Origin of the sequence: Bacillus sp. LJBV19 (assembly GCF_017797845.1) — a bacterium.
Classification (GTDB): domain Bacteria; phylum Bacillota; class Bacilli; order Bacillales; family Bacillaceae; genus Bacillus; species Bacillus velezensis.
Window position 1 is genome coordinate 1,032,329 of record NZ_CP072563.1, and the last position, 22,678, is coordinate 1,055,006.

Sequence of the window (22,678 nt, forward strand, 5' to 3'; positions counted from 1 at the left end):
ACATTGTATTATAACAGTTTGAGAAAATCAACGGCTGTTTTGGCACAATGTTTAAAACATGCAATTTGTACGAAAAATAGGTATATTGGAGGAAAGGAACTTTTTATCATAAACATTCGGAGGATTATATGAAAGTTACAGTTATTGGATGCTGCGGCGGGTTTCCGGCCGCAAACGAAGCAACTTCAGGCTATCTGTTTCAGTCCGGCGGCTATTCTCTGCTCGTCGATTGCGGAAGCGCCGTATTATCAAAGCTGTTTGCCTATGTTCCGGCAGAAGAGCTTGATGCCGTCATTTTGTCCCATTATCATCATGATCACATCGCTGATATCGGGCCGCTTCAATTTGCCAAACAGGTCGGCTCCTTTCTCGGAAAAGGGACGCATGCACTGCCGATTTACGGGCATGATGCTGATATAGAACAGTTTGAGCGTCTTACATATAAATCGCATACAAAAGGAGTGGCCTATCAGCCGGACCGCCCGCTTTCTGCCGGGCCGTTCACCATTACCTTTCTGAAAACGGTGCATCCGGTCACTTGTTATGCGATGCGGATTACTGACGGTTCAGCTTCTGTTGTGTATACGGCTGATTCAAGCTACCAGGACGCGTTTATCCCGTTTGCGGAAAATGCCGATCTGCTGATCTGTGAGTGCAATTTTTACGCAGACCAGGACGGCACGTCAGCCGGCCATATGAACAGTTTGGAAGCCGGACGTATCGCGAAGGAGGCCGGAGCGGGGGAGCTGATTCTCACGCATCTGCCTCATTTCGGCGAGCACCGGAAGCTGAAAGAAGAAGCGGAATCCGTGTTCGGGGGCGAAGTGACAATCGCCGCTTCCGGATTGAAGTGGGAGAAATAAAGGAGGAGCACCATGTTATTTATCGACAATCAAAACATAACCGACCCGAGGATCAACCTCGCGATCGAGGAATATTGCGTGAAGCATCTCGACCCTGAACAGACATACCTGCTGTTTTATGTCAATCAGCCGTCGATTATCATCGGGAAGAACCAAAACACAATAGAAGAAATCAATACGAAATACGTAGAAGATAACGGAATCATCGTCGTCCGCAGGCTGTCAGGAGGCGGTGCGGTTTACCATGACCTCGGGAATCTGAATTTCAGTTTTATCACCAAGGATGACGGGGACAGCTTTCACAATTTTAAAAAATTCACCGAACCCGTTATTCAGGCGCTGCGCCAGCTCGGTGTGGAAGCTGAATTAAGCGGCCGAAACGACATCGTCGCGGACGGCAGAAAAATTTCCGGCAACGCTCAATTTTCGACGAAAGGGCGTATTTTCAGCCACGGAACATTAATGCTGGATTCCGCCATTGATCATGTTGTATCAGCCTTGAAAGTGAAAAAGGACAAAATCGAATCAAAAGGCATTAAGTCAATCAGAAGCCGTGTCGCCAACATCAGCGAGTTTCTTGATGACAAAATGACGGCGGACGAATTCAAAAAGCACCTGCTTCACCATATTTTTAATACAAATGATCTTTCCGAAGTGCCGGAATATAAACTGACCGATGAAGACTGGAAAGCGATCCGGAAGATTTCCGAAGAGCGCTATCAAAACTGGGACTGGAATTTCGGAAGGTCGCCCGCATTTAATCTTCAGCATTCGAAACGTTATCCGGTCGGATCGATTGATCTGCGTCTTGAAGTGAAAAAAGGAATCATTCAGGACTGCAAAATTTTCGGTGATTTCTTCGGTGCGAAAGATGTGAGTGAAGTCGAACAGGCACTGACCGGAAAACAGTATGACCGAACCGCTATTAGGGAGGCGCTGGCCGGAATCGATCTGAAACAGTATTTCGGCAAAATAGAGCTGGAAGATTTCCTCGAGCTGATTTATTAGAACATTTGCCGAACGCATGATTTGAATCAGCGCCCGTTTTTGTGAAATGATAGAACCATAATGAATGGGGAGGGATCATGATGAAAGTATTTCTCATCGGAGCAAACGGACAGATCGGACAGCGGCTGACCGGGCTGTTTCAAAAAGACGGCACGCATACGCTGCGGGCGATGGTCCGGAAACAAGAGCAGAAAGAAGCGCTTCAAGCCGTGGGAACAGAAGCCGTTCTTGCAGATTTGGAAGGAAGCCCGGAAGACATCGCGAAAGCCGCCGAAGGCTGTGACGCGATTGTGTTTACCGCCGGATCAGGAGGAAGCACCGGATACGATAAGACGCTTTTGATTGATCTTGACGGAGCCGCGAAAGCGATAGAAGCGGCAAAGAAAGCCGGCATCAAGCGGTTCATTATGGTAAGCGCCCTTCAGGCTCATAACCGCGGCAATTGGAATGAAGCGCTGAAGCCGTATTACGCCGCAAAGCATTATGCGGATAAAATTCTTGAAGCGAGCGGTCTGACGTATACGATTATCCGGCCGGGCGGGTTATTAAATGATCCCGGCACGGGAAATATCAAAGCCGCGGCCGATTTAGAAAGAGGCTCCATTTCAAGAGACGATGTCGCCAAGACCGTTATCGCATCCCTTGATGAACCGAATACGTATGAAAAAGCATTCGATCTGACGGCGGGCGGCACGCCGGTCAGTGAAGCGCTGAAACAATTATAGTTTCCGGTTTTACGGCACTCGGGGCTTTTTGCCCTTGAGTGTTTTTCTATATTTTTCTATAATAAAAGTGAACGTTTATTCCGGATAAATGAATGACTATTCATTCATTACATTTTTAAAGGGGTGGGAAAATGAATCTGGTTTCCAAATTGGAAGAAACGGCATCGCAGAAACCGGAAAAACCAGCTTGTCTGTTTCAAGATCAGTACATGACGTATGAGGAGCTGGCAGGTAAAATCAAAGCATTTGCAAACGGCTTGGAGGACAGGGGACTGAAAAAAGGGGATCATCTCGCGCTGCTGCTCGGAAATACGCCTGACTTTGTTATTGCGTTTTTCGGCGCGTTAAAAGCGGGAATTGTCGTCATACCTGTTAATCCGGCATATACACCTTCAGAAATCGCATACATGCTGAAAAACGGCGATGTCAAAGCGATCGCCGGCATCGATCTATTAATTCCCGTATTTGAAAGCCTGCACGGCTCGCTGCCGCTGCTGGAGCATATCATTATCAGCCAGACAGCAGAGAACGCTCCATCGACAGAAGACCCTCAATTGCGCTTAAAAATGACAACGTTTACAAAAATGCTTCGCCCGGCGGAGCGCAGCAGAACTTATCCGACATTGTCAAAAGATGATACTGCCGTCATTTTATACACCTCAGGGACGACCGGAAAACCGAAAGGCGCCATGCTCACCCATCAGAATCTTTTCTCCAATGCAAATGATGTCGCCGGATACTTAGGAATGAATGAGAAAGACAAAATTGTGGCGGCATTGCCGATGTTTCACGTTTTTTGTTTAACCGTTTGTATGAATGCGCCTCTGATGAGCGGAGCGTGTGTCTTAATCGAGCCGCAATTCAGCCCGGCTTCTGTGTTTAAACTGATTAAAAGCCGTCAGGCAACCATTTTTGCCGGCGTTCCGACGATGTATAACTATCTGTATCAATACGAGCACGGCAAGGCGGAGGATTTTGCGTCCGTCAGACTGTGCATTTCAGGCGGCGCCTCCATGCCGGTCGCTCTGTTGCAGACGTTTGAACAAACCTTTGACGTCACCATTCTGGAGGGGTACGGACTTTCTGAAGCGTCTCCGGTTACTTGTTTTAATCCGTTTGACCGGGGGAGAAAGCCCGGCTCGATCGGGACGAATATTTTACATGTCGAAAATAAAGTCGTCGATACACTCGGACGCGAATTGCCCGACCATCAAGTGGGAGAATTGATCGTGAAAGGGCCGAATGTGATGAAAGGCTATTACAAGATGCCCGAGGAGACGGAGCACGCGCTGAAAGACGGCTGGCTGTACACGGGTGATTTGGCGAAGCGCGACGAAGACGGTTATTTTTATATCGTCGACAGAAAAAAAGATATGATTCTCGTCGGCGGATACAACGTCTATCCGCGCGAAGTAGAAGAAGTGCTCTACAGCCATGAGGGCATTAAAGAAGCCGTGGTCATCGGCGTTCCTGACGCCAAAACGGGGGAAGCGGTGCATGCTTATATAGTGCCTGGGGACGGTGAGCTGACAGAGCAGGCGGTTTTTGATTACTGTGAAACACATTTGGCAAAATATAAACGGCCGGCGGAAGTGGTTTTTCTTGATGAGATTCCGAAGAATGCGACCGGGAAGCTGCTGAGACGGGCGGTCCGGGACATGCTTCCGAAATGACGGACGAAAAGCGAAGCCGGGGGCTTCGCTTTTACATGCTGATCCGGTCAGCTCTGCGATTCTTCCTTAATGATGCTTTGCACAAGCTTCGTATCATGCCGGGTCAGTTTGTAATACGTGTTTTTATACTTGTACATCATATAATTGCCGCCTTCGAGCCACATGCTGAATGAATCAAAACGGTCTTCATGATATTTGACCGTTCCGTCGTAATCGGGAGACACGCTTTTGGTCAGTTTGACTTGTTTTCCTTGGTTCAAGATATCGAGCATATCTTTTACATTCTGCCTGTCTTTAATTTTGATTTCTTTTTTTCCGTGCTCAGACAGAATAATCAGATCTGCGTTGCTTGATGGAAACACATCGCCGGTCCGGCTGTATACATAGAAGAAAGCAATAACCAAAAGGGCGATTACTACAATAAACGCAATTATTTTTTTCATATTCATCACTCCGTCTTTTAGTCTTTCCCGCTTCCTGTTGTTCCATTCTTTTCTGTTGTGAAAAGATTAACATCCGTTTGGAGGCTTGGTTCTATTTATTTGCATTTATGCTTACAATAGGAGTAAGTCATAAGGCTAAGGAGGGAGACTTCCATGCGCAAATGGATAGCGGCAGCGGGGCTTGCCTATGTGCTGTACGGCCTTTTTTTCTATTGGTATTTCTTTATGACAGGAGACTCCGCCGTCCCGGAGGCCGTAAAGGGAACGAAAGCCGATCCGTCCTCGTTTATGGACCCGGGCCGCCTGGCAGCCGCTGAAAACTTTTCAAATGTAAAGGATTTTTTATTTTTCATCGGAGCGCCGTTAGATTGGTTTTTATTTTTTCTGCTGCTCATTACGGGGCTTGCCAAAAAAATAAAGCATTGGCTGGAAGCAGCGGTGCGCTTTCGGGTGCTGCAAATCGTAAGCTTCGTATTTGTGATTTCACTCATCGTTACGGCGGCTTCGCTTCCGCTTGAGTGGATCGGATATCGGGTTTCGCTTGCGTATCATATTTCGACGCAGACAGCAGCAAGCTGGATAAGAGACCATGTCATTGATTTCTGGATCAGCTTTCCGCTGTTTGCCGTGTGTGTGCTTGTGTTTTACTGGCTGATCACAAAGCATACAAAAAAATGGTGGTTTTACGCTTGGTGTCTTACTGTGCCGTTTACCCTGTTTTTGTTTTTCCTGCAGCCGGTCGTGATTGATCCTTTATACAATGATTTCTATCCGCTGAAAGACAAGGAGCTGGAAAGCAAAATTTTGTCGCTTGCCGACAAGGCCGATATTCCGGCCAGCCATGTTTATGAAGTAAATATGTCGGAGAAAACGAATGCGCTGAATGCGTATGTGACGGGGATCGGTTCGAATAAGCGAATCGTTTTGTGGGATACGACGCTTAACAAACTGAAGGATCGGGAAATTTTGTTCATTATGGGGCATGAGATGGGGCACTATGTGATGAAGCACGTGTACATCGGACTGGCCGGGTATCTCCTGCTGTCATTAGCCGGGTTCTATATCATTGACAAGCTTTATAAGCGGCTGTCCAAATTCTTCGGCCGAATGCTTCATATAAAGGGGCCTGAAGATCTGGCCGCCCTCCCGCTGTTATTGCTGCTCATATCCGTTCTCAGTTTTGCTTCTGATCCGATTACGAATGCCGTCTCCCGGTATCAGGAAAACGCCGCCGACCGCTACGGCATCGAGCTGACCGGAAACCGGGAAGCGGCGATTGAGACGTTTCAGGACTTGGCCGATACGGGACTGAGCCGGGTCAACCCGCCGTTTCTCGTCAAAATTTTCAGAGGGAGCCACCCGTCGATCATGGAGCGGATTGAACATGCGGAGGAAGAAAAATAATAAAAAAACCGGCGGGGCCATGGCCGACGCCGGTTTTTTTATGTTTTACTGAGCTGCCGCCTGTACGTTGATCAGCCCTTTTCCGTAGTAGAAAGCATCACCAAGTTTTGTAGTGGTGTTTTCTAAACTGCTGCGGACTTGAGTGTTTGTCCAGTTCGGGTGCTTAGAAAGAATCAAAGCAGCCGCTCCGGCAACGTGCGGAGATGCCATTGACGTACCATTGTACGCGCCGTATTTGTTTCCAGGAAGCGTGCTTTGGATAGAGACGCCTGGTGCCATGACATCAAGCTCAGAACCTACGCTTGAGAAAGATGCTCGTTGGTTGCTGCTGTTAACAGCGCCTACCGCAATGACAGAAGGGTATTTACCAGGATAGCCCACTGTGCTTGAGCTGCCGGAAGTGCCTTCGTTACCGGCTGCCGCAACGACTACGATGCCGGAAGCAACGGCTTTGTCAACTGCCGCTTTTAACGCTGCAGAACCAGAAGGTCCGCCGAGGCTCATGTTAATAACGTCCATATTGTTTGCGATCGCCCACTCAATTCCGTTAATGATCCAGCTGTACTGGCCGGAACCGTCAGCGCCGAGAACTTTTACAGCGTAAAGAGATGCGCTTGGCGCAACGCCTAATACACCGACTGAGTTATTAAGAGCCGCAACTGTACCGGCAACGTGAGTTCCGTGAGAGTTGTTGTCTTGGAAAGGATTTGTTTCAGAAGGAACCATGCTGGCTCCGCCTGCTACCTTTAAATCAGGATGAGAAGAATCGATACCGCTGTCGATAACCGCTACTTTAACATTTGATCCGGTGAAGCCTTGAGAGTGCAGAGCAGGGGCTTTAATCTGTGATACGCCGTAAGGCACGGACTGCGCGTACGCCTGTGCAACGTGATCTTCTTCAACGTAAGCGACGCTAGGGTCTTTTTTCAGCTCTTTTACGGCTTTTTCATTTAATGTAGCTGAAGCTGCGTCTACATATTTGAATTGCTTTTGCACTTTCCCGCCTTTTTCAGAAATGACATCTTTTTTCTTAGCGGCGCTCATCGTGCTCATTGTCTGTTTAAATCCGACAATGTATTTCTTTTCCCCGTTTGATTTCCCTGCCGCCTGGGCAGGAGACGTGCTGCCGAACGCCATCGTAAAGATTAACGCTAAAGCAAACAGCAAACTGATCCATACCTTTTTGCCTCTCACTCTTTATCCTCTCCTTTTTTTCATTTGCAGAACAACCAATAGACAGATTATTCTGTGGATTAATTGTATAGCATGGAATAATATTTTAGTAGACCCAATTTTTTTCAGTTTGTTTTATTTCTATTTAGGTATATCATCTCTCTTTCGTTTAATAGGAACCCGAAATATTTAAATTTTAATGGAAAAAACCGATGGAAGGACATGAGTATTTGTACACAGCCGCGATCGCTCTCTTGTTTGCTGGGTCGAACGGTTTGATTCCATTTTTGGAAGCTGCGGCAAAAACAGGATAAATGTCACCTTTTGTTGAATGCAGAAGTCTGATGGAAACGAAAGCGGAATGAAATAAAGCGGCCGGCATGAATCAGTCTTCGGCTTTCTTGACGGAGAAAAGCAGTGAAACCATTTTATAAAAATAATGATAATGAATATCATTGATACTTATATTGTCAATGATATAATTGCGGAAAAATGAAAGAGGGGGAACAGATGAAACCAATTTTCAGTATGCTGATGATCTTATCCGTTCTCTTCATAACGGGATGCTCAGAACAGGAACATGAAACCGCCGTCAGGCATGATCTAGGGACGGCGCATGTGGCTGCGCACCCACATCGCGTCGCCGTATTGAATGATGGCTTTATTGATACCCTCCATGATCTCGGCATAAAGCCGGCGGCCGCGGCGGATGACCGGAAAGAGCGAAACGACGGCAGTCCGTCCGTCGGGCTCCCGTCACATCCCGATTTGAAAAAGATCACTTCGTTAAAGCCCGATCTCATCATTGCAGACTCAAGCCTTCACAAGGGGATATACCATGAGCTGACAAAGATCGCTCCGACAATCGCTTTAAAAAATGAAGCTGCGGATTATCAGGATGCGGTTGACGCTGCCCTTACTATTGAAAAGGCGGTCGGTAAAGATGGCATCATAGAGAAACAATTGTCGGCCCAGGAAGAAAAGCTGAATGACATCAAAAGAAAGCTGGATGCAGAAGGCGGCACGATTTTATTAATTGACGCTGCAAATGACAGCATTTCCGTAAAGGATGACCGGTTTTTCACATCCCGGCTTTTGACGCTTGCAGGGTTTACATATGCGGTCCAGACGGATTCCGGCGGGAAATCAGACTCTATCAAAATGACGCCCGGGCAGCTTTTGCATATCGATCCTGATTACATCGTACTGTTGGACGGTGAGAAAGAACTCGAAAAAAATCACCTTTGGAAACAGCTGACAGCCGTAAAAAACGGACACGTTTACCGCGCGGACAGGGCGGTATGGACGGAGCGCCGGAGCATTGACGGTGCGGACGCCATATTACATGATCTTCAGAAAAAAATGCTCGCCAAAAAGGCCCAAAACTGAATTCGGGCCTTTTTGTTATGATTCTGATAGGTGGCTGCTTATATTGTAATCTTTGACGCGCCACTTATTTTCAATTCGTTCGATATTGCTCAGGCACGCATTGACAAGCTTTGCGTTTTGTATGTCGGTATCACCGTCAGAAATGGCGGACAAGAGGGCGTGAATGGCTGCGCCGTGAGCGACGATCAGTACTTTTTGCTCAGGAAACCGCTCCTGAACTTTCACTAAACCGGCAAGCATTCTGTCTGTCAGCTCTTCTGCTGTCTCCATGTTCGGGTAGTTTTTATCCGGGTAGCGCTTCGACCGTTCCGGTAAAGACATTCCTTCCGCATCACCGTAGCTCCGTTCTCTGAAATCTTCCATGACGACAATGGGAAGATTCAAAAACCCGTTAATAATGTCTGCTGTTTTTCTGGCCCGTTTCATCGGGCTTGAGACGATGACATCCCATTCGGACCCCTTTAAGTACTCTCCTGTTTCTTTCGCCTGACGCTCTCCCGTCGCATTTAACGGAATATCCGATTTGCCTTGAAGCTTCTTTTGGGCATTCCAATCAGTCTCTCCATGTCTTACTAAACAAACGGCAGTCATAAAGTCTCCACTCCGATCATTTTTTATCGATATCATCTATTATACTGCCGTTACGTTAACACTTCAAAGAGAAGCGCCAGTCCGACTCCGCCTCCGCTGCCGATCGCTGCTGCTGCGTAGCGGGCATCCGGGCGTCTTTTTGCTTCATAAAAAAGACGGGTGACAAGCGCCGCCCCGGAAGCCCCGTACGGATGCCCGACGGCCAGAGCGCCGCCCCGGACATTTATTTTAGAATACGGCACTTGAAGCTGCTGTGAAAAAACGCATATTTTGACGGCAAACGCCTCGTTGATTTCGTATATATCAATATCATCCGGTGACAGGTTCCGTTCCTTCAAAAGCTTTTTGACGGCATAAACCGGGGCTGCTGACGGATAATGCGGATGGACGCCGCTTACCGCGCTTCTGATAAAACGCAATCCCGGCTTTAAACCGAGAGACCGCGCTTTTTGTTCTTCCATCACACAAACTGCCGCCGCCCCGTCAGAAATTCCGCAGCTGTTGGCGGCGGTGACAGAGCCTCCGGACTGAAAGACGGGTTTGGCACGGGAGATGAGAGGCTCCATGTTCCGCTTTTTCAGCATGTTTTCGTCAGCGGCGAATCCGTGACAGGGAAGAATTTCCCGGCGGTACAAGCCGTCTTCGTGCGCTTTGACGCTCCGTTCATAGCTGAGAAGTGCATATTCGTCCTGCATCTTTCTCGTTACGCCGTAAGCCTGTGCCGTATACTCGGCTGCTATGCCCATATCAGGATCGCCGATGTGTTCAGGAGAAAAGCGCGCCCGGGATGAGAAAGGGGAACGGCTGCTGCTCTCCGCTCCTCCCGCGATGTACATGCTCCCCGCGCCGGCTTTAACAAAGTGGCACGCGACCCTCACGGCGTCCAGTCCGGAGCCGCACTGTCTGTCGATGGTCGTACCGGACACGCTCAAAGGAAGTCCGGCGGCCAAGGCTGACAGCCGGGCGAGATTCCCGCCGCGGCCCGTCGCGTTTCCGATCAGGACTTCATCAATGTCTTCGGGCATGTTCCGGCTCAAATGGCGAATCAGCGGAGCTGCCAAATCTTCTGGGAGACAGTCTTTTAACAGGCCGTTTTCCCGGGCGAAAATCGTCCGTTTCGCATCCGTAATTACAGCTTCCATTCCATCATGTCCTTTGCCTGCTTTTGTACGGCGGCACGGGCGATCTTTCCGCCGGCTGTTTCCGGTATTTCTGAAAACAGCCATTTTTTCGGGATTTTATATGCCGCCAGCTGCTCGCGGCACTGTTTCTTCAGTTCCTTTACATTTGCATGTCCGTCGATCACCGCAACGGCGATGCTGCCCCAATAATCATCAGGAATGCCGATGACTGCCGCTTTTCTGACGCCCGGACAGCGGTTGAGCACACGTTCTATCTCTTCAGGGAATACATTCAGGCCGCCTGATACGATCATCCCGTTTTCACGTCCTTCGATATAAAGATAGCCTTCACGATCGATATATCCCATGTCATCAACCGTCATCCAGCCGGAATCATCAGATTTTGCGCCGTTGATGTATCCGGAAAATTTCATAGGGCTGTTCACAAAAATCTTCCCCGTTTCGCCCGGCATGCAGCGTTCTCCGCCGGACCGGCGGATTTCGATTGTAACATTTTCAAACGGGCGGCCCGCCGCGTCAGGCTTTCGGGCGCTGTCTTCAGGCGATAAGAACGCCACGAAACTCAGCTCGGACGTTCCGTAAAAATCGTACAACCGCAAATGGGGATAGCGCTCTGACAGCGCTTGTTTTGACGAAGCGGGCCAGTCTGCACCGGAAGAAATCACCTTGAGCGGTGTATCCGGAAACGCCTCTAGTGAGAGCAGGGCGTCCGTCATTGTCGGCACGGTATATAGAACGTCAGCTTGTCTGAGCCGGTCTTTCATTCCGGCCGGATTGAATTTTCTTTGAAGGATGACGGTTCCGCCGATAAACAAAGTGCTGACGGCGCCGTATAAAAAATGTGACGAGCGAAGCGTGCCCGGTACCAGCACTTTGTCATCAGGGGAAATGCCGAATTCACGTTTCGTACAAGAAAAGCTCTCCAGCCACGAACGGTGAGAGCGGGTGAAGGCTTTCGGCTTACCGGTCGATCCCGAGGTGAATCCGGTATAAAAGGGCAGGCCGGTGTTTTCGATAAAAGCGCCTTCCGTTTTTTCCGCCTCGATCAAAGGCCTGCATTCATCCCACAGGATGACAGGCGTTTTGACGCCGTCCAGTCTGCCGCTCAGCCGGCGGTCACAGATGACGAGGTCGGTTTTGCTGATGTGCAGCTGATCCGCGAGTTCCGCCGCTGCCGAGCGGGGATCTAACGGAACCGCCGTGCAGCCGGCATGCGCCGCCCCTGCGAAAAGTTGTAAAAATGGGATGCCGTTCGGCAGTAATATTGCAATGTTTTCGGGCTTATCTGAAAGGCTGCCAAGCCAGTTTGCGGTTTGGTTTACCAGCCTGTTCCAAGTTTGATAGTTGATCTGTTCTGTTTCTGTCTGAATTGCGATCTGTTCCGGCGCTTGTCCGGCTGTATCTGAATATGATGATGTAATCATGATGACTAAAATCAGCTTCCTTTCGTCGGCAAAAGCCGGCTTGCTTGAAGAGTTTTTCTGATTCTTACGGCTGCGAATGAGGCTGCGGCCGCTTTAAGCAGATCTCCGGGCACATAGATGAGGCTGAGCTTTACGGCAGTCAAGATATCAATGTGCATTATAAAAGCCTGAACGGGAATGCCGATGACATACAAAAACAGCACGCCGAACAAGAACTGTCTGATAAACAAATGGGGGACAGCAGCTGAGCGAAGGCCTTGGATGCTGAGGCTCAGAAGTAATGCCGCCAGCGGATATGCGATGAGATATCCGGCGCTCGGCCCGAAAAAAACCCCGAACCCGCCTCTGCCGCCTGAAAGGAGAGGCGCTCCGCATGCCACAATCAGCAAAAAAAGCAATTGGCTTAAAAACGCCGCTTTCGGTTTTAGGATGCTTCCCGATAAGAGCACACCGATCGTCTGGAGCGTAATCGGAACCGGCGTAAAAGATAAGAAAAGCGGCGGGAGCAGCCCCAAAAGTCCCATAATAGCGGTAAACACGGCAATATGCATCATTTCTGTCAATTTCATTATGTATTCCTCCAGCTTATCAAAATATGTTTATACAATAAAGCGAGTCTTTATATATGTCAACTCTATTATATTTTAAGTTAACATTAAAAAGACCGGCCCTTTATGAAAAAGGCCGGTCGGTTTATCTTTATTCTTCTGTAAGGATAACAAGTGAATCAACGGATGATGCAACGTGGGAAACGGCGCGGCTGACTTCTTGAAGGCCGCCGAGAAAGGCCTGCAAATCAACGTCGATTTTGCCTGTCTGGTCTTTGCTCGTTTTCATGCTTTGGACAATGTCATCAAACAGACGGTTGATCTGCGTCATTTTTTCTTTCGTTTCACTTACAAGTCCGTTGACATCTTTAATATGTTTGGACACGATGTTGATTTGTGTATTGGTATTGTTCACGAGCTCTGATACGGTGGAAACGGTTTTTTTCGTATCCTCTGAAAGCTTTCTTACCTCCGTCGCCACAACGGCGAACCCTTTGCCGTGCTCCCCGGCTCTCGCGGATTCTATTGAAGCGTTGAGTGACAGGAGATTCGTTTGCTCGGCGATCCCCGTCACGATGCCGAAGATTTTTTCGATCTGCTGGGCGATGTCATTCAGCTTGTCCATTTCTTCTTCAATCTGCAGAAGGCTGGCGTCGATTTTATTCATCTGCTTCTGCTGGCTTTCAAGCTCTTTTTTCCCGCCGATTGATTTTTCTTCGACATGTACGGAAGTGACGGTGCCGGCTTTTGACGCCTCGGAAATGCCCTCGGATTTATCGACCAGCTCCTGCACGGCTCTGCTCGTTTCTGAAAACAAATCAGCGAGTGATCCGGATGTTTCCTGGATTTTTTGATGAAGACGGGCTTTCTTTTCCTCTTGTTCGTCACGCTGGCAGTTATATTCGCTCTGGAATGCTTCAAGGACGAGCTGCTGTTCAAGATTCAATATTTTCGTCGTCGCTTTGATCGCTTTTAAAAGCTCATGCAAATCCGGAATTGCTGCTTCATATATGTTCATCATCGACAGAAGCAGATCCTGAAACGCTCCCATATACCATTTCGGTTCAAGGCCGATCCGCAAGTGGATGGAAGCGATGCGCTGTCTTTTTTCGATGAATTCATCATCAATCGTGCCGGCGAACATCTCATGGATATGACGCCGTAATGTTTTTTTCAGGCGCTCCACCGTGCTGTGGTCGTTAATGATCGTCATTAATGACTTTTCGTGATCCAGGTTTCGGTAAAAGGAATCGACGATTGTTGAGATATGTTCTTTAATTAACGGCTGCAGCTCTTCAAGCACATGAAGTTCTTCGTTTCCGAGCCTGACCATTTTCAGCTGTTTTTGGACATCTGCATATTGATTTGAAAGCGCGATGCGTTTTTTTCCATCGGCTTCTGAAAAATAAGCTGTTTCTTTTTTGCGGTCTTTTTTAAATAACAATATAAGTTCCCCCAGATATTCTCTTTTTCTTTTTATCGGTATGGAAGGAACTTGAATGAAGGAATCTGATAAAAATATTTTAATGCGGAAAAAAATAAAACCATTCGTACAGAATGGTTTAGTCAATCTTGGCTGAGGCGCTTCAGCGGCTTGATGGCGGGACCTTCGGCAACCCCGCCGTCAGGTGTGAACCGGGACCCGTGACAAGGACAGTCCCACGTCCGTTCGCCGTCATTCCATTCGACCTCACAGCCCAAATGGGTGCATGTCGTATCGACAAGATGCAGACAGCCTTTTTCATCTTTATAGGCGCCGGCCCGTTTGCCGTTTACCGTTACGATTTTTCCCTCCCCGGGCCGAAGAGTCTCAGGTGAAGCGTCCGGCCTCTCAAGTTTGCCCGAGATAAGGTGTTTGGCCACGTCGGCATTATAAGAAATCAGTTTTTTCAGTCCCGGATCTGCGTGGAAGCGTGACGGAATAAACAGGCCGGAAAACGGGTTCTTTTTGTTTTGAATATGATCAGCCAAAAGCTTCGCGGCGAGCGCTGAGCTTGTCATACCCCATTTTTTAAAACCGGTCGCCGCCAAAATATGTTCTTCATCGCCCGAGATGGGACCGATGAACGGAATTTTGTCAATGGTGACAAGGTCTTGTGCAGACCAATGATATGGGATGCTTTCAACTCCGATTGTGTCTTCCGCAAATTGTTTCAGTGCTTCGTAATGTTCGGACATTTCTTTTCCTTGGCCTGTTTTGTGGCTTTCGCCGCCGACAAGAACCAGTTTTTCACCGTTCAAATCGGTGTATCGCAGTGATCTGGACGGCTTGTCTATGCTGAGATACATCCCGTCCGGATACGCTTGTTTCGGTTTTACCGCGAGTACGTAGGATCTGCTGGCATACATTCTGGCGGCGTAAAGCCCGCCTCCGTCATAAAAAGGAAAGTGGGAAGAGCAGACAATGTAGCTGCACTTGATGCCGTGTCTGTTTTTCGTGACCACTTCCGGCTGCGGTTCTTTTTTTATGTCGATCGCAGCCGTCTGTTCAAAAATCCGCGCCCCGTTTTTAACGATCTCTTTGACGAGCGCCGCGCCATATAAAAGCGGATGGAATTGCGCCTGATTCTTCATGGCGAGGCCGAGCCTGCAATCAACGGGGACGGGAAGTTCTTTCACAAGTTCGTGTTCAATACCGAGCTTGGTATAAGCTTCCTGCTCACTGCGGATTTTTTTGGCGCCTGATTCTGTATTGGTGTAAAGATATGCGTCTTGTTCAATCAGTCTGCAGTCAATCGAAAGGTCCTTGATGATCTGCTTCATGTCTTCCATGGCGCGGAGATGGGCTTCGAAATACAGCCTTGCGCTGGTCTGTCCGATCTGCTGAATAAGATCGGCATAGATGAAATCATGCTGGGCGGTGATTTTTGCGGTCGTGCCCGCGGTCGTCCCGTTTAAAATCCGGTCTGCTTCAATGACAGCGACACGGAAACCTCTTTTCGTCAGTTCGTATGCCGTTGTCAGGCCCGTAATTCCTCCGCCGATAACCGCAACGTCACATTCCGTATCTTCAGTGAGGGTGGGAAAGGAAGGAATGTCAGCTGTTGCTTTCCAATAGGAAGCCGGTTCCTCGTTTGAAAAAGTAGTCAATTCAGATTTACCTCCTCTGTTGTATATTCTTAATTTTTCCAATAAGACTCTGTTCATACATGAAATTCGTATAAGTTGCTCAAATTACTCATAATATAGTAATTAATGTAAAGGAGTGATCAAAATGGCTAATCAGAAGAAGAAAACCTTGCCGCCGCAGCATCAAAACCGGCAGCCGGGCTTTGAATATGTAATGGACCCGCGCCCCGTTTTTGACAAACCGAAAGCGGCGAAAAAACTTGAAGGGAAAACGGCGATCATTACGGGCGGAGACAGCGGGATCGGCCGCGCCGTATCCGTTTTATTCGCGAAGGAAGGCGCTAATGTGGTCATCGTTTACTTTGATGAGCATCAGGATGCCGAAGAGACGAAGCAATATGTAGAAAAAGAGGGGGCGAAGTGTCTGCTGATCGCAGGGGATGTCGGAGACGAAGCCTTCTGCAACGATGTCATCCGCCAGGCGGGCCAAGCCTTTCCTTCCATTGACATCCTGGTCAACAACGCGGGGGAGCAGCACGTGCAGCCGGGGATTGAGAAAATCACGAGCCACCAGCTCATCAGAACGTTTCAGACGAATATTTTTTCAATGTTTTACTTAACGAAAGCCGCGCTCCCTCACCTGAAAAAAGGAAGTTCAATTATTAATACGGCCTCCATTACCGCCTATAAAGGCCACAAAACATTGATTGACTATTCAGCGACAAAAGGGGCGATCGTCACGTTTACAAGATCTCTTTCCCAATCTCTTGTCACTCAGGGCATCAGGGTAAACGCAGTGGCGCCGGGGCCGATTTGGACGCCGCTGATCCCGGCGAGCTTCTCGGCGAAGGAAGTGGAAGTCTTCGGATCAGACGTGCCTATGCAGCGCCCGGGAGAGCCTGTTGAAGTGGCGCCGAGCTATTTGTACCTAGCAAGCGATGATTCTTCATATGTCACGGGCCAGACGATTCATGTGAACGGCGGCACCATCGTAAACGGATAATGTAAAAAAAGCCAATCCATATGGATTGGCTTATTCACTCTGTTTGAGTGCGGCATATTCTTTTGAAAGCGTGAGGAACGCTTCTTTATTTTTATCATCAAGCGCCTTATTAATCTGCATTGTCAGCATGGCGATCCGGCGTTTATACAAGGATTCATCAAGCACCATTTGAATGTAAATATCGGCCATTGTCACATCGAATTCGTTTGCTTTTTGCGTGTTGCGGGACTTCATGAGCTCAGTGTACGACTTTTTCTCTTTCATAAAGAATCCCCCCAATGCCTTTTTTATAGTATATGGATAACGGCCGGAAAAATCAATTAATTTTTATAATCTTTAGACAACTAATACTTGGAAATATATCGACATATCCTGCAAATTGACGAAAAAACGTAAATGATCATTGTATAAATGAGGTGAAACGAAAAAGAAAAATAATATTTAAATAGTAATTTAAGACTAAATTACATCTTTAAAAGGTGATTTTTAGCTATATTCGAAAAAAACCTGTCGTTTTCCAATGACAGATGATAGATTATTAGTATAAATTTTCAAGAAAAGGATTGGAGGATGCACATCATGTGCCAGAAAACACACGCACCCTTAGAAAGCTACGAAGTAAATCGTTCAACCATCGCTGTTTTGCCTGAGGAAATAGACGGTAAAATGGGGTCGAAGGTCATTGAAAAAGACTGCATTCTGTATGTCAGCATGAAGCCGATTCACATCATCGACAGAAGCTGCCGCTACTTTGGCTCCAGCTATGCCGGGAGAAAAGCGGGAACATATGAAGCGATTAAAATTTCTCACAAGCCGCCGATTATGGTGGACCCTTCAAATCACATCTTTTTATTCCCTACACTTTCTTCTGCAAGGCCTCAATGCGGCTGGATATCGCATGTGCACGTTAAAGATTTTCAACCGACGGCATTTGATGACACAGCGGTCACGTTCTCAAACGGCAAAACGATGGAACTGGAAGTATCCTATCATTCTTTTGAAAATCAGGTTTACAGAACCGCCTATCTCAGAACCACTTTTCAGGACAGGATGGGCAGTCATATCCCGAAGCGGCAGGAATTCATGCTGTATCCGAAAGAAGAGCGGACAAGAATGATCTACGACTTTATTTTGCGGGAGCTGGGGGAGAGATATTAGAGAAAGCTATGATGTGAAGGGACGGGTCCTCTCCTTTTGGGGAGGGCTTTTTTCGATTTACATGCCGGAATAGAGTTGTATCGTGTCCGTCTGTTGGCTATGATGATGTAAAGAGTAAGGATATTTCATTTTAGGAGAGATGGGCATGGATGTGTTCGCAAAATATGTATCAGGAATCGATAACCCGGATCACCGTCTCAAGGCAGAGGAAATTTTGTCGTGGACGGCTGGCCAATTTCCGAACTTAGAAGCGCAGATCAAGTGGAACAAACCGACATTTACCGATCACGGCACCTATATCATTATGTTTGCCGCGGCAAAAAATCATTTGAGCATTTTACCTGAAAAAGAGACGATGGAGCATTTTGCCGATGACATCGCCCAGGCCGGGTACAGCGCTTCTTCGCGCCTGTTCAGAATTCGATGGACTGATCCGGTGCACTATGATCTGCTTAAGAAGATCATCGAATTTAACATCAAGGAAAAAGCTGAAAATCCGGGGTTTTGGCGCTAGCGGACGTGATGTTGAAGGAGGAAGACATGGACGTTTTCAAAGACTATTTATCAAGTATCGACAGCCCTGATCATCGTCTGCGAATGGAGGAAATCCTGTCGTGGACGGCTGGCCGATTTCCGAACTTAGAAGCGCAGATCAAGTGGAACACGCCGATGTTTACGGATCACGGCACCTTTATTATCGGCTTTGCGGCAGCAAAGCATCATGTAAGTGTTTCCCCCGAAGAAGCTGGAATTGCGCATTTTGCCGACGACATTGCCCGTGCCGGCTACAGCGCTACTTCCCGTTTGTTCAGAATTCAATGGGCTGAACCAGTGCATTATGAGCTGCTTGAACGCATGATTCAATTCAATATTCAGGATAAGGCGGACTGCTCAGCATTTTGGCGGAAATAATGAAAGAAATGTTAAAAAAACAACCCTGAGGAGGGCTGTTTTTTTATTGGAAACACATGATCAGCCCATTTTAATCAAGAAGCAATGGATGACGTACTATAAAAAATAAGGAGTACGAAGCAGTGAATGAATTTTATAAGGCGTTAACACATGTAAATAAAATTTTTTATGAACCAAATCACTTAACGATACATGGTATTCAAGAAGAAGCTCAAAATTCAGAGTATGGGGCCGGTATGTTTCAACTGCATTCAAAATCAGTTCGATTCAGAGTCGCAAAAATAACGCCTAACAAGATAGGACAGTTTGTTGCTTTTTGGGAAAAAGATGGAGATGGTAAAAACCAAGCCTTTTCATATGAAAAAGCTGCTGATTTATTGGTTATCAATACTTTTGCCGGTAATAATCATTTTGGACAATTTGTTTTTCCAAAAGAAGTTCTTGTAAAGCAAAATATCCTTAAAACAGCCGCTGCAAAAGGAAAAATGGCAATTAGAGTTTACCCTAAATGGGAAAATCCCACCAGCAAACAAGCTATCGAAACACAAAAATGGCAGTTGGCATATTTTGTTGAGGCGAACGATGCAGATCGTTTTCCAGCACAAGACCTGTTAAAGCTATATTCTAACTAAAATTGGACAGCCCTGAGCCGGCTGACAGTATGTGAAGTTAACCGGTGCGTGAGTTGGAGAATAACGGGGAACCTCAACAAATGAGGTTCCTCTAATTGTTATATAGAAATCGACATTTTGAATGTAACAGAGTTTGTTTATTAAACGTAATCCGAAAAATAAGGGATTTGCGTATCCGGCAGACCCACACGAAACGCACGATGTCAGAAATCGTGCGTTCAACATTCTTTATTTGACGACAGACATGCTGACGCTGCTGCCTGACACTGTCAATTTGGCAAAATCCTGTGTATCAATCACAGGGGTGACTGCTTTATTGTCGATCGTGATGTTCGTAAAGGCTGTTGAGAAGTTTGATTTGATGTAAGGGCGCTGATCCTCTGATGTGACCGCGACGGTGGCGAGCGCTTTCCATTTTGAGACAGAGCCTACATTTGTTTGGGCGAGTTCTGAGATGATGCGGCCGGTGTATCCGTCATTATTCGTGCCCCAATATGTGGCGCGGGTATTGCCGTTCAGATTTTTGTAAATGGTCAGCTGTACGGTGCTGCCGGGCCGGAAGCCTTTCGTATAGGTGAATTGGCTTTCTCCTTCCAGATACCGGACCTGGCCTTGCCCCTTTGAACCGACTTTCATGATCGGTTTCCATACATGATAGGTGTCACTGTACTGAAGCCCGATATCAGCCTCTGTGCCTCCGGTAAATCCTGAGTAAATATAGGCTGTCCCATTTGACACCTGAATCGAGCTTGGAAGCTGAATTTTCGTGACGAGAACTGAGCCCGTGCTGTTCAGGTAGGCCCTTCCGCCGATTCCTTTGCTGAGCTGGGACGCTGCTTCCGCCGTATTGGGACTGATCACCCCCGGGATATCCGCCGTACATGCGCCGAATAGAACGGCTGTAGTGAGCACACCCGCAAGAAGCCCTTTTTTCATCATCATTTCTCCTCCTATCATCATAGTCAGATAGCGCTATCAATTCATATTATAAAAGGTTTTGGGAAAAATTCCATAAAAGATATACGGGCGGACGTAAATTAAAACTATTTTCCTATTTATCTTGTAAATGGAGATTATTTGAACTATGATATGTTCAGCAATACAGCATGATTCAGGAAAGGGGATAGGATAGAAATGAAAAAGACGGCAGCTGTGCTTTTGTCTTTCGGTCTGGTGTTCGGTTGTTCATACGGAGCGGGGCAGACGGCAGAAGCGAAAACAAAGGTAAAAACGTATCAAAACTGCAAGGCGCTGAATAAGGTGTATAAGGGCGGTGTGGCCAAATCGTCGAAAGTGAAAAACAAGGGCGGCAGAACAAAGTACAAGCCGTATGTATCAAAAGCGCTTTACAATGCAAATAAAAGACTTGACCGAGATAAAGACTATATCGCATGTGAGAAATAAAAAAACAAGCCTCTTTAAAGAGGCTTGTTTTTTAAATGGATTCGGCGGTGACGGCGGTTCCGTATCCGATTAATTCGGATGTGTTCTGTCCTGCGGTCAGTTCGAACCGCAGGCCGACGATGGTGTTCGCTCCGAGCTGCTCCGCCTCTCTGATCAGCCGCTCTTTCACCGCTTTTTTGGAGTCTTCCAGCATTTCAGTACAGCTTTTCAATTCGCCGCCGACGACAGATTTTAAGCCTGCAAGCAAGTCTTTGCCGATGTGTCTGGACTGGACGATACTGCTTGTCACCAAGCCTTTCACTTCCGTAATCTGTTTTCCGGCGACGGTTTCGGTCGTTGTCATGATCATGCGTTTTTCCCCTTTCGTGTATCTTACCGCTATCTTACCATTTAAGCCGCCTTTTCGGCTGCGCTGATTTGTTTTTTTCTGACTGCGGCGCTGACTGCAAACATGACGGCAATGTTCAGAACCAGTGCGATGATGCCTGTATTCATATCCTTAACGATCTGCGGAAGAAACGGAAAGAGGGTTCCGATGGTTGATTCGGTCAGCGTAATGAAGGCCACCGTTCCGACCCCGGCCGTTATGCCGGCAAAAGCGCCGTGGCTTGTGATGAAACGCCGCTTCGGCAGGCTGAATAAGAGGGCGGGGAAAAGCTGGGTGACAAGGCTGTAGCCCATTAAAAGCAAGGTGACGATGGTATTTCCGCCTTTCAGCGTAAAATATACGGATATCAGCGCGATGACGGGTACGGCGTATTTTGCGAGCCGTGAGACTTTTTCGTCAGTCGTGCCGGGCAGAATGGCTTTGTACACATTTTTGGCGAACAGCGTGCTTGAGGCCATTAATATCATTGAACCGGGTACAAGCGCCGTCAGAATGCCCGCCGATCCGATCAGTCCGACAAACCAGGGATCAAAGGTTTTCACAGACAGCTTTAATAAGGCGAGATCCGTGTCCGCCCCTTTTAAACCGGGCACCTGCAGAATCGCCGCAAATCCGGTAAAGATGACAAACAGCAGGACGAGCTGATAAAGAGGCATGATGATTGCGTTTTTCCGAAACACCCGCGGATGCTCCGCCGAATAGGAAGCGGCAAATGTATGGGGCCACATATAAAAGCCGAGAGCGGTCAGCAAAACCGTTGAGCTGAACCAGGAAACGCTCTGTCCGGTTTCCGGCAGCGTGAGAAAACCGGGTTTTGCGGCGTCAATTTGTTTGAACATCTCTGTAAACCCGCCATAGTAATGAATGGGCAAATAAATGCCTAAATACAGGACGATGCCTAAAATCATGATATCTTTAACGACTGATATCCACGCCGAACCGTGGATTCCTGATATCATCACATAAATCGTGATGGAGACAGCGCCGATCCAGACAGCGGCTGAGGGCGGAATCTGTCCGTATGACGTTGCTGAAACAATTAATCCGAGCCCTTTCAGCTGCAGGACGAGATAGGGGATGAGGGATGCGATGCCGACGAGCGATACGAGAATGCCGAGGAGCGGGCTGTTGTATTTTGAAATAAAAAAATCTGATTGCGACATCAGTTTGTGTTGTTTTGCGTAAGTCCACACGGCTGGCAGAAGCCAATATGACAAAATGTAGGCAAGGCAGCCGTACGCGATAATATAAAAGGCGGGGCCTCCTTTTCCGTAAGCCCATCCGCTTCCGCCGAGGAATGTAAAGGTCGTGTATATTTCTCCCGCCATTAATAAAAAGACAAACATCGTGCCGAAGCCGCGTCCGCCCACCGTCCATTGTTCAAGGTCCATATTTTTTCCTTTTCGGGCCCGGATTCCGAGATATACACAAAACAGGAGCACGGCGGCCATTACGGGAAATGCTGCGTTCATTCCGCCTCACCCGCCTTGTTTTCTTTGTCCAATTTGTAAACGGCGGCCATCAGAACGGAAGTCAGCACCGCCCAGATGACGACATACGCAAGAATGAAAGGCATTCCGAAAACATAAGGCGTCACCCGGTTGGCAAATGGAATGCCGGCGAGAATTCCGAAAAAGGGCAGGGCGGCGAGAACATGAATCAGTTTCATAACATTCCTCCTTTTCATTGAAAACAGCGTGTCCCGATTATAAAGAAAATCATGTCGAAT

The 22,678-nt window shown here is 47.6% G+C and carries 25 protein-coding genes and 1 pseudogene; 12 read left to right on the top strand and 14 right to left on the bottom strand.

Going from position 1 to position 22,678, the window contains the following annotated elements; all coding sequences use genetic code 11:
* Window positions 1–128 precede the first annotated feature (128 nt).
* From J6600_RS05230 to J6600_RS05245, 4 genes are all read left to right on the top strand, one after another.
* Window positions 129–863, top strand: a complete 735-nt coding sequence (locus J6600_RS05230) for an MBL fold metallo-hydrolase (RefSeq protein ID WP_014417345.1) — start codon at window positions 129–131, stop codon at window positions 861–863.
* Window positions 864–875: 12 nt separating this feature from the next.
* The gene (gene lplA / locus J6600_RS05235; protein ID WP_003155205.1) at window positions 876–1,871 is read left to right on the top strand and encodes a lipoate--protein ligase; all 996 of its coding nucleotides are present in this window, start codon (window positions 876–878) and stop codon (window positions 1,869–1,871) included.
* An 80-nt stretch (window positions 1,872–1,951) separates the two neighbouring features.
* Window positions 1,952–2,596 carry an SDR family oxidoreductase gene (locus tag J6600_RS05240; protein WP_209388324.1) on the top strand — a complete coding sequence of 215 codons (645 nt, stop codon included), beginning with the start codon at window positions 1,952–1,954 and terminating at the stop codon, window positions 2,594–2,596.
* A 131-nt stretch (window positions 2,597–2,727) separates the two neighbouring features.
* Complete coding sequence (locus J6600_RS05245) at window positions 2,728–4,269, top strand: fatty acid--CoA ligase family protein (RefSeq protein ID WP_007409202.1); 1,542 nt, start codon at window positions 2,728–2,730, stop codon at window positions 4,267–4,269.
* Window positions 4,270–4,316: 47 nt separating this feature from the next.
* Here J6600_RS05245 and J6600_RS05250 read toward each other — a convergent pair whose 3' ends face one another.
* Window positions 4,317–4,712 (bottom strand): YhfM domain-containing protein, encoded by a 396-nt coding sequence (locus J6600_RS05250; protein ID WP_007409201.1) that lies wholly within the window; start codon window positions 4,710–4,712, stop codon window positions 4,317–4,319.
* 153 nt (window positions 4,713–4,865) lie between these two features.
* Here J6600_RS05250 and J6600_RS05255 point away from each other — a divergent pair, with 153 nt between their 5' ends.
* Window positions 4,866–6,116: a M48 family metallopeptidase gene (locus tag J6600_RS05255; protein ID WP_003155197.1), complete on the top strand. Its 1,251-nt coding sequence runs from the start codon at window positions 4,866–4,868 to the stop codon at window positions 6,114–6,116.
* 45 nt (window positions 6,117–6,161) lie between these two features.
* Here J6600_RS05255 and J6600_RS05260 read toward each other — a convergent pair whose 3' ends face one another.
* Window positions 6,162–7,310: a S8 family peptidase gene (locus J6600_RS05260; protein ID WP_014417349.1), complete on the bottom strand. Its 1,149-nt coding sequence runs from the start codon at window positions 7,308–7,310 to the stop codon at window positions 6,162–6,164.
* Window positions 7,311–7,799: 489 nt separating this feature from the next.
* Between J6600_RS05260 and J6600_RS05265 the strand changes: the two genes are divergently transcribed.
* Window positions 7,800–8,678, top strand: coding sequence for an ABC transporter substrate-binding protein (locus tag J6600_RS05265; protein ID WP_209388068.1), 879 nt, complete (start codon window positions 7,800–7,802; stop codon window positions 8,676–8,678).
* Window positions 8,679–8,693: 15 nt separating this feature from the next.
* On the opposite strand, the gene J6600_RS05270 is transcribed toward J6600_RS05265, so the two are convergent.
* The 7 genes and pseudogenes from J6600_RS05270 to J6600_RS05295 all read right to left on the bottom strand — a co-directional run bounded on the left by J6600_RS05270 (window position 8,694) and on the right by J6600_RS05295 (window position 15,473).
* On the bottom strand, window positions 8,694–9,269 hold the full coding sequence (locus tag J6600_RS05270) for a histidine phosphatase family protein (protein ID WP_017417397.1): 576 nt from the start codon (window positions 9,267–9,269) through the stop codon (window positions 8,694–8,696).
* Window positions 9,270–9,319: 50 nt separating this feature from the next.
* A complete protein-coding gene (locus tag J6600_RS05275) occupies window positions 9,320–10,411 on the bottom strand; it encodes an acetyl-CoA C-acyltransferase (RefSeq protein WP_209388069.1) in 1,092 nt (363 codons plus the stop codon).
* Window positions 10,399–11,835: an acyl-CoA synthetase gene (locus J6600_RS05280; RefSeq protein ID WP_095273042.1), complete on the bottom strand. Its 1,437-nt coding sequence runs from the start codon at window positions 11,833–11,835 to the stop codon at window positions 10,399–10,401. Before J6600_RS05280 ends, J6600_RS05275 begins: the two co-directional genes overlap by 13 nt.
* A gap of 11 nt (window positions 11,836–11,846) precedes the next feature.
* The gene (locus tag J6600_RS05285) at window positions 11,847–12,404 is read right to left on the bottom strand and encodes a biotin transporter BioY (protein ID WP_014304743.1); all 558 of its coding nucleotides are present in this window, start codon (window positions 12,402–12,404) and stop codon (window positions 11,847–11,849) included.
* A 130-nt stretch (window positions 12,405–12,534) separates the two neighbouring features.
* On the bottom strand, window positions 12,535–13,050 hold the full coding sequence (locus J6600_RS19795) for a methyl-accepting chemotaxis protein (protein WP_369719112.1): 516 nt from the start codon (window positions 13,048–13,050) through the stop codon (window positions 12,535–12,537).
* A gap of 243 nt (window positions 13,051–13,293) precedes the next feature.
* Window positions 13,294–13,953 (bottom strand): annotated as a pseudogene (locus J6600_RS19800) (protoglobin domain-containing protein); the annotation flags it as partial.
* Window positions 13,950–15,473, bottom strand: coding sequence for an FAD-dependent oxidoreductase (locus J6600_RS05295; RefSeq protein ID WP_209388070.1), 1,524 nt, complete (start codon window positions 15,471–15,473; stop codon window positions 13,950–13,952). The pseudogene J6600_RS19800 and the gene J6600_RS05295, both read right to left, overlap by 4 nt.
* 124 nt (window positions 15,474–15,597) lie before the next feature.
* On the opposite strand from J6600_RS05295, the gene J6600_RS05300 reads away from it, so the two are divergent.
* Window positions 15,598–16,455, top strand: coding sequence for an SDR family oxidoreductase (locus J6600_RS05300; protein ID WP_007610477.1), 858 nt, complete (start codon window positions 15,598–15,600; stop codon window positions 16,453–16,455).
* Window positions 16,456–16,485: 30 nt separating this feature from the next.
* Here J6600_RS05300 and J6600_RS05305 read toward each other — a convergent pair whose 3' ends face one another.
* Window positions 16,486–16,719: an IDEAL domain-containing protein gene (locus J6600_RS05305; RefSeq protein WP_007610478.1), complete on the bottom strand. Its 234-nt coding sequence runs from the start codon at window positions 16,717–16,719 to the stop codon at window positions 16,486–16,488.
* A gap of 315 nt (window positions 16,720–17,034) precedes the next feature.
* On the opposite strand from J6600_RS05305, the gene J6600_RS05310 reads away from it, so the two are divergent.
* From J6600_RS05310 to J6600_RS05325, 4 genes are all read left to right on the top strand, one after another.
* Complete coding sequence (locus tag J6600_RS05310) at window positions 17,035–17,613, top strand: competence protein ComK (RefSeq protein WP_003155179.1); 579 nt, start codon at window positions 17,035–17,037, stop codon at window positions 17,611–17,613.
* A 145-nt stretch (window positions 17,614–17,758) separates the two neighbouring features.
* A complete protein-coding gene (locus J6600_RS05315) occupies window positions 17,759–18,127 on the top strand; it encodes an iron chaperone (RefSeq protein WP_012117235.1) in 369 nt (122 codons plus the stop codon).
* Between the two features lie 26 nt (window positions 18,128–18,153).
* Window positions 18,154–18,525, top strand: coding sequence for an iron chaperone (locus J6600_RS05320; protein WP_209388071.1), 372 nt, complete (start codon window positions 18,154–18,156; stop codon window positions 18,523–18,525).
* 122 nt (window positions 18,526–18,647) lie between these two features.
* On the top strand, window positions 18,648–19,157 hold the full coding sequence (locus J6600_RS05325) for a MepB family protein (protein ID WP_095273033.1): 510 nt from the start codon (window positions 18,648–18,650) through the stop codon (window positions 19,155–19,157).
* 228 nt (window positions 19,158–19,385) lie between these two features.
* Here J6600_RS05325 and J6600_RS05330 read toward each other — a convergent pair whose 3' ends face one another.
* Complete coding sequence (locus J6600_RS05330) at window positions 19,386–20,096, bottom strand: YrpD family protein (protein WP_029973179.1); 711 nt, start codon at window positions 20,094–20,096, stop codon at window positions 19,386–19,388.
* A 195-nt stretch (window positions 20,097–20,291) separates the two neighbouring features.
* Here J6600_RS05330 and J6600_RS05335 point away from each other — a divergent pair, with 195 nt between their 5' ends.
* Complete coding sequence (locus J6600_RS05335) at window positions 20,292–20,561, top strand: excalibur calcium-binding domain-containing protein (RefSeq protein ID WP_003155168.1); 270 nt, start codon at window positions 20,292–20,294, stop codon at window positions 20,559–20,561.
* Between the two features lie 31 nt (window positions 20,562–20,592).
* Here J6600_RS05335 and J6600_RS05340 read toward each other — a convergent pair whose 3' ends face one another.
* Genes J6600_RS05340 through J6600_RS05350 form a run of 3 tightly spaced genes read right to left on the bottom strand, consistent with a single transcriptional unit; the run spans window position 20,593 to window position 22,618 of the window.
* On the bottom strand, window positions 20,593–20,910 hold the full coding sequence (locus J6600_RS05340; protein WP_209388072.1) for a YbjQ family protein: 318 nt from the start codon (window positions 20,908–20,910) through the stop codon (window positions 20,593–20,595).
* Between the two features lie 41 nt (window positions 20,911–20,951).
* Window positions 20,952–22,421, bottom strand: a complete 1,470-nt coding sequence (locus J6600_RS05345) for a sodium:solute symporter family protein (protein WP_103527011.1) — start codon at window positions 22,419–22,421, stop codon at window positions 20,952–20,954.
* Window positions 22,418–22,618 carry a DUF3311 domain-containing protein gene (locus J6600_RS05350; RefSeq protein ID WP_007409181.1) on the bottom strand — a complete coding sequence of 67 codons (201 nt, stop codon included), beginning with the start codon at window positions 22,616–22,618 and terminating at the stop codon, window positions 22,418–22,420. Before J6600_RS05350 ends, J6600_RS05345 begins: the two co-directional genes overlap by 4 nt.
* Window positions 22,619–22,678: the final 60 nt, after the last annotated feature.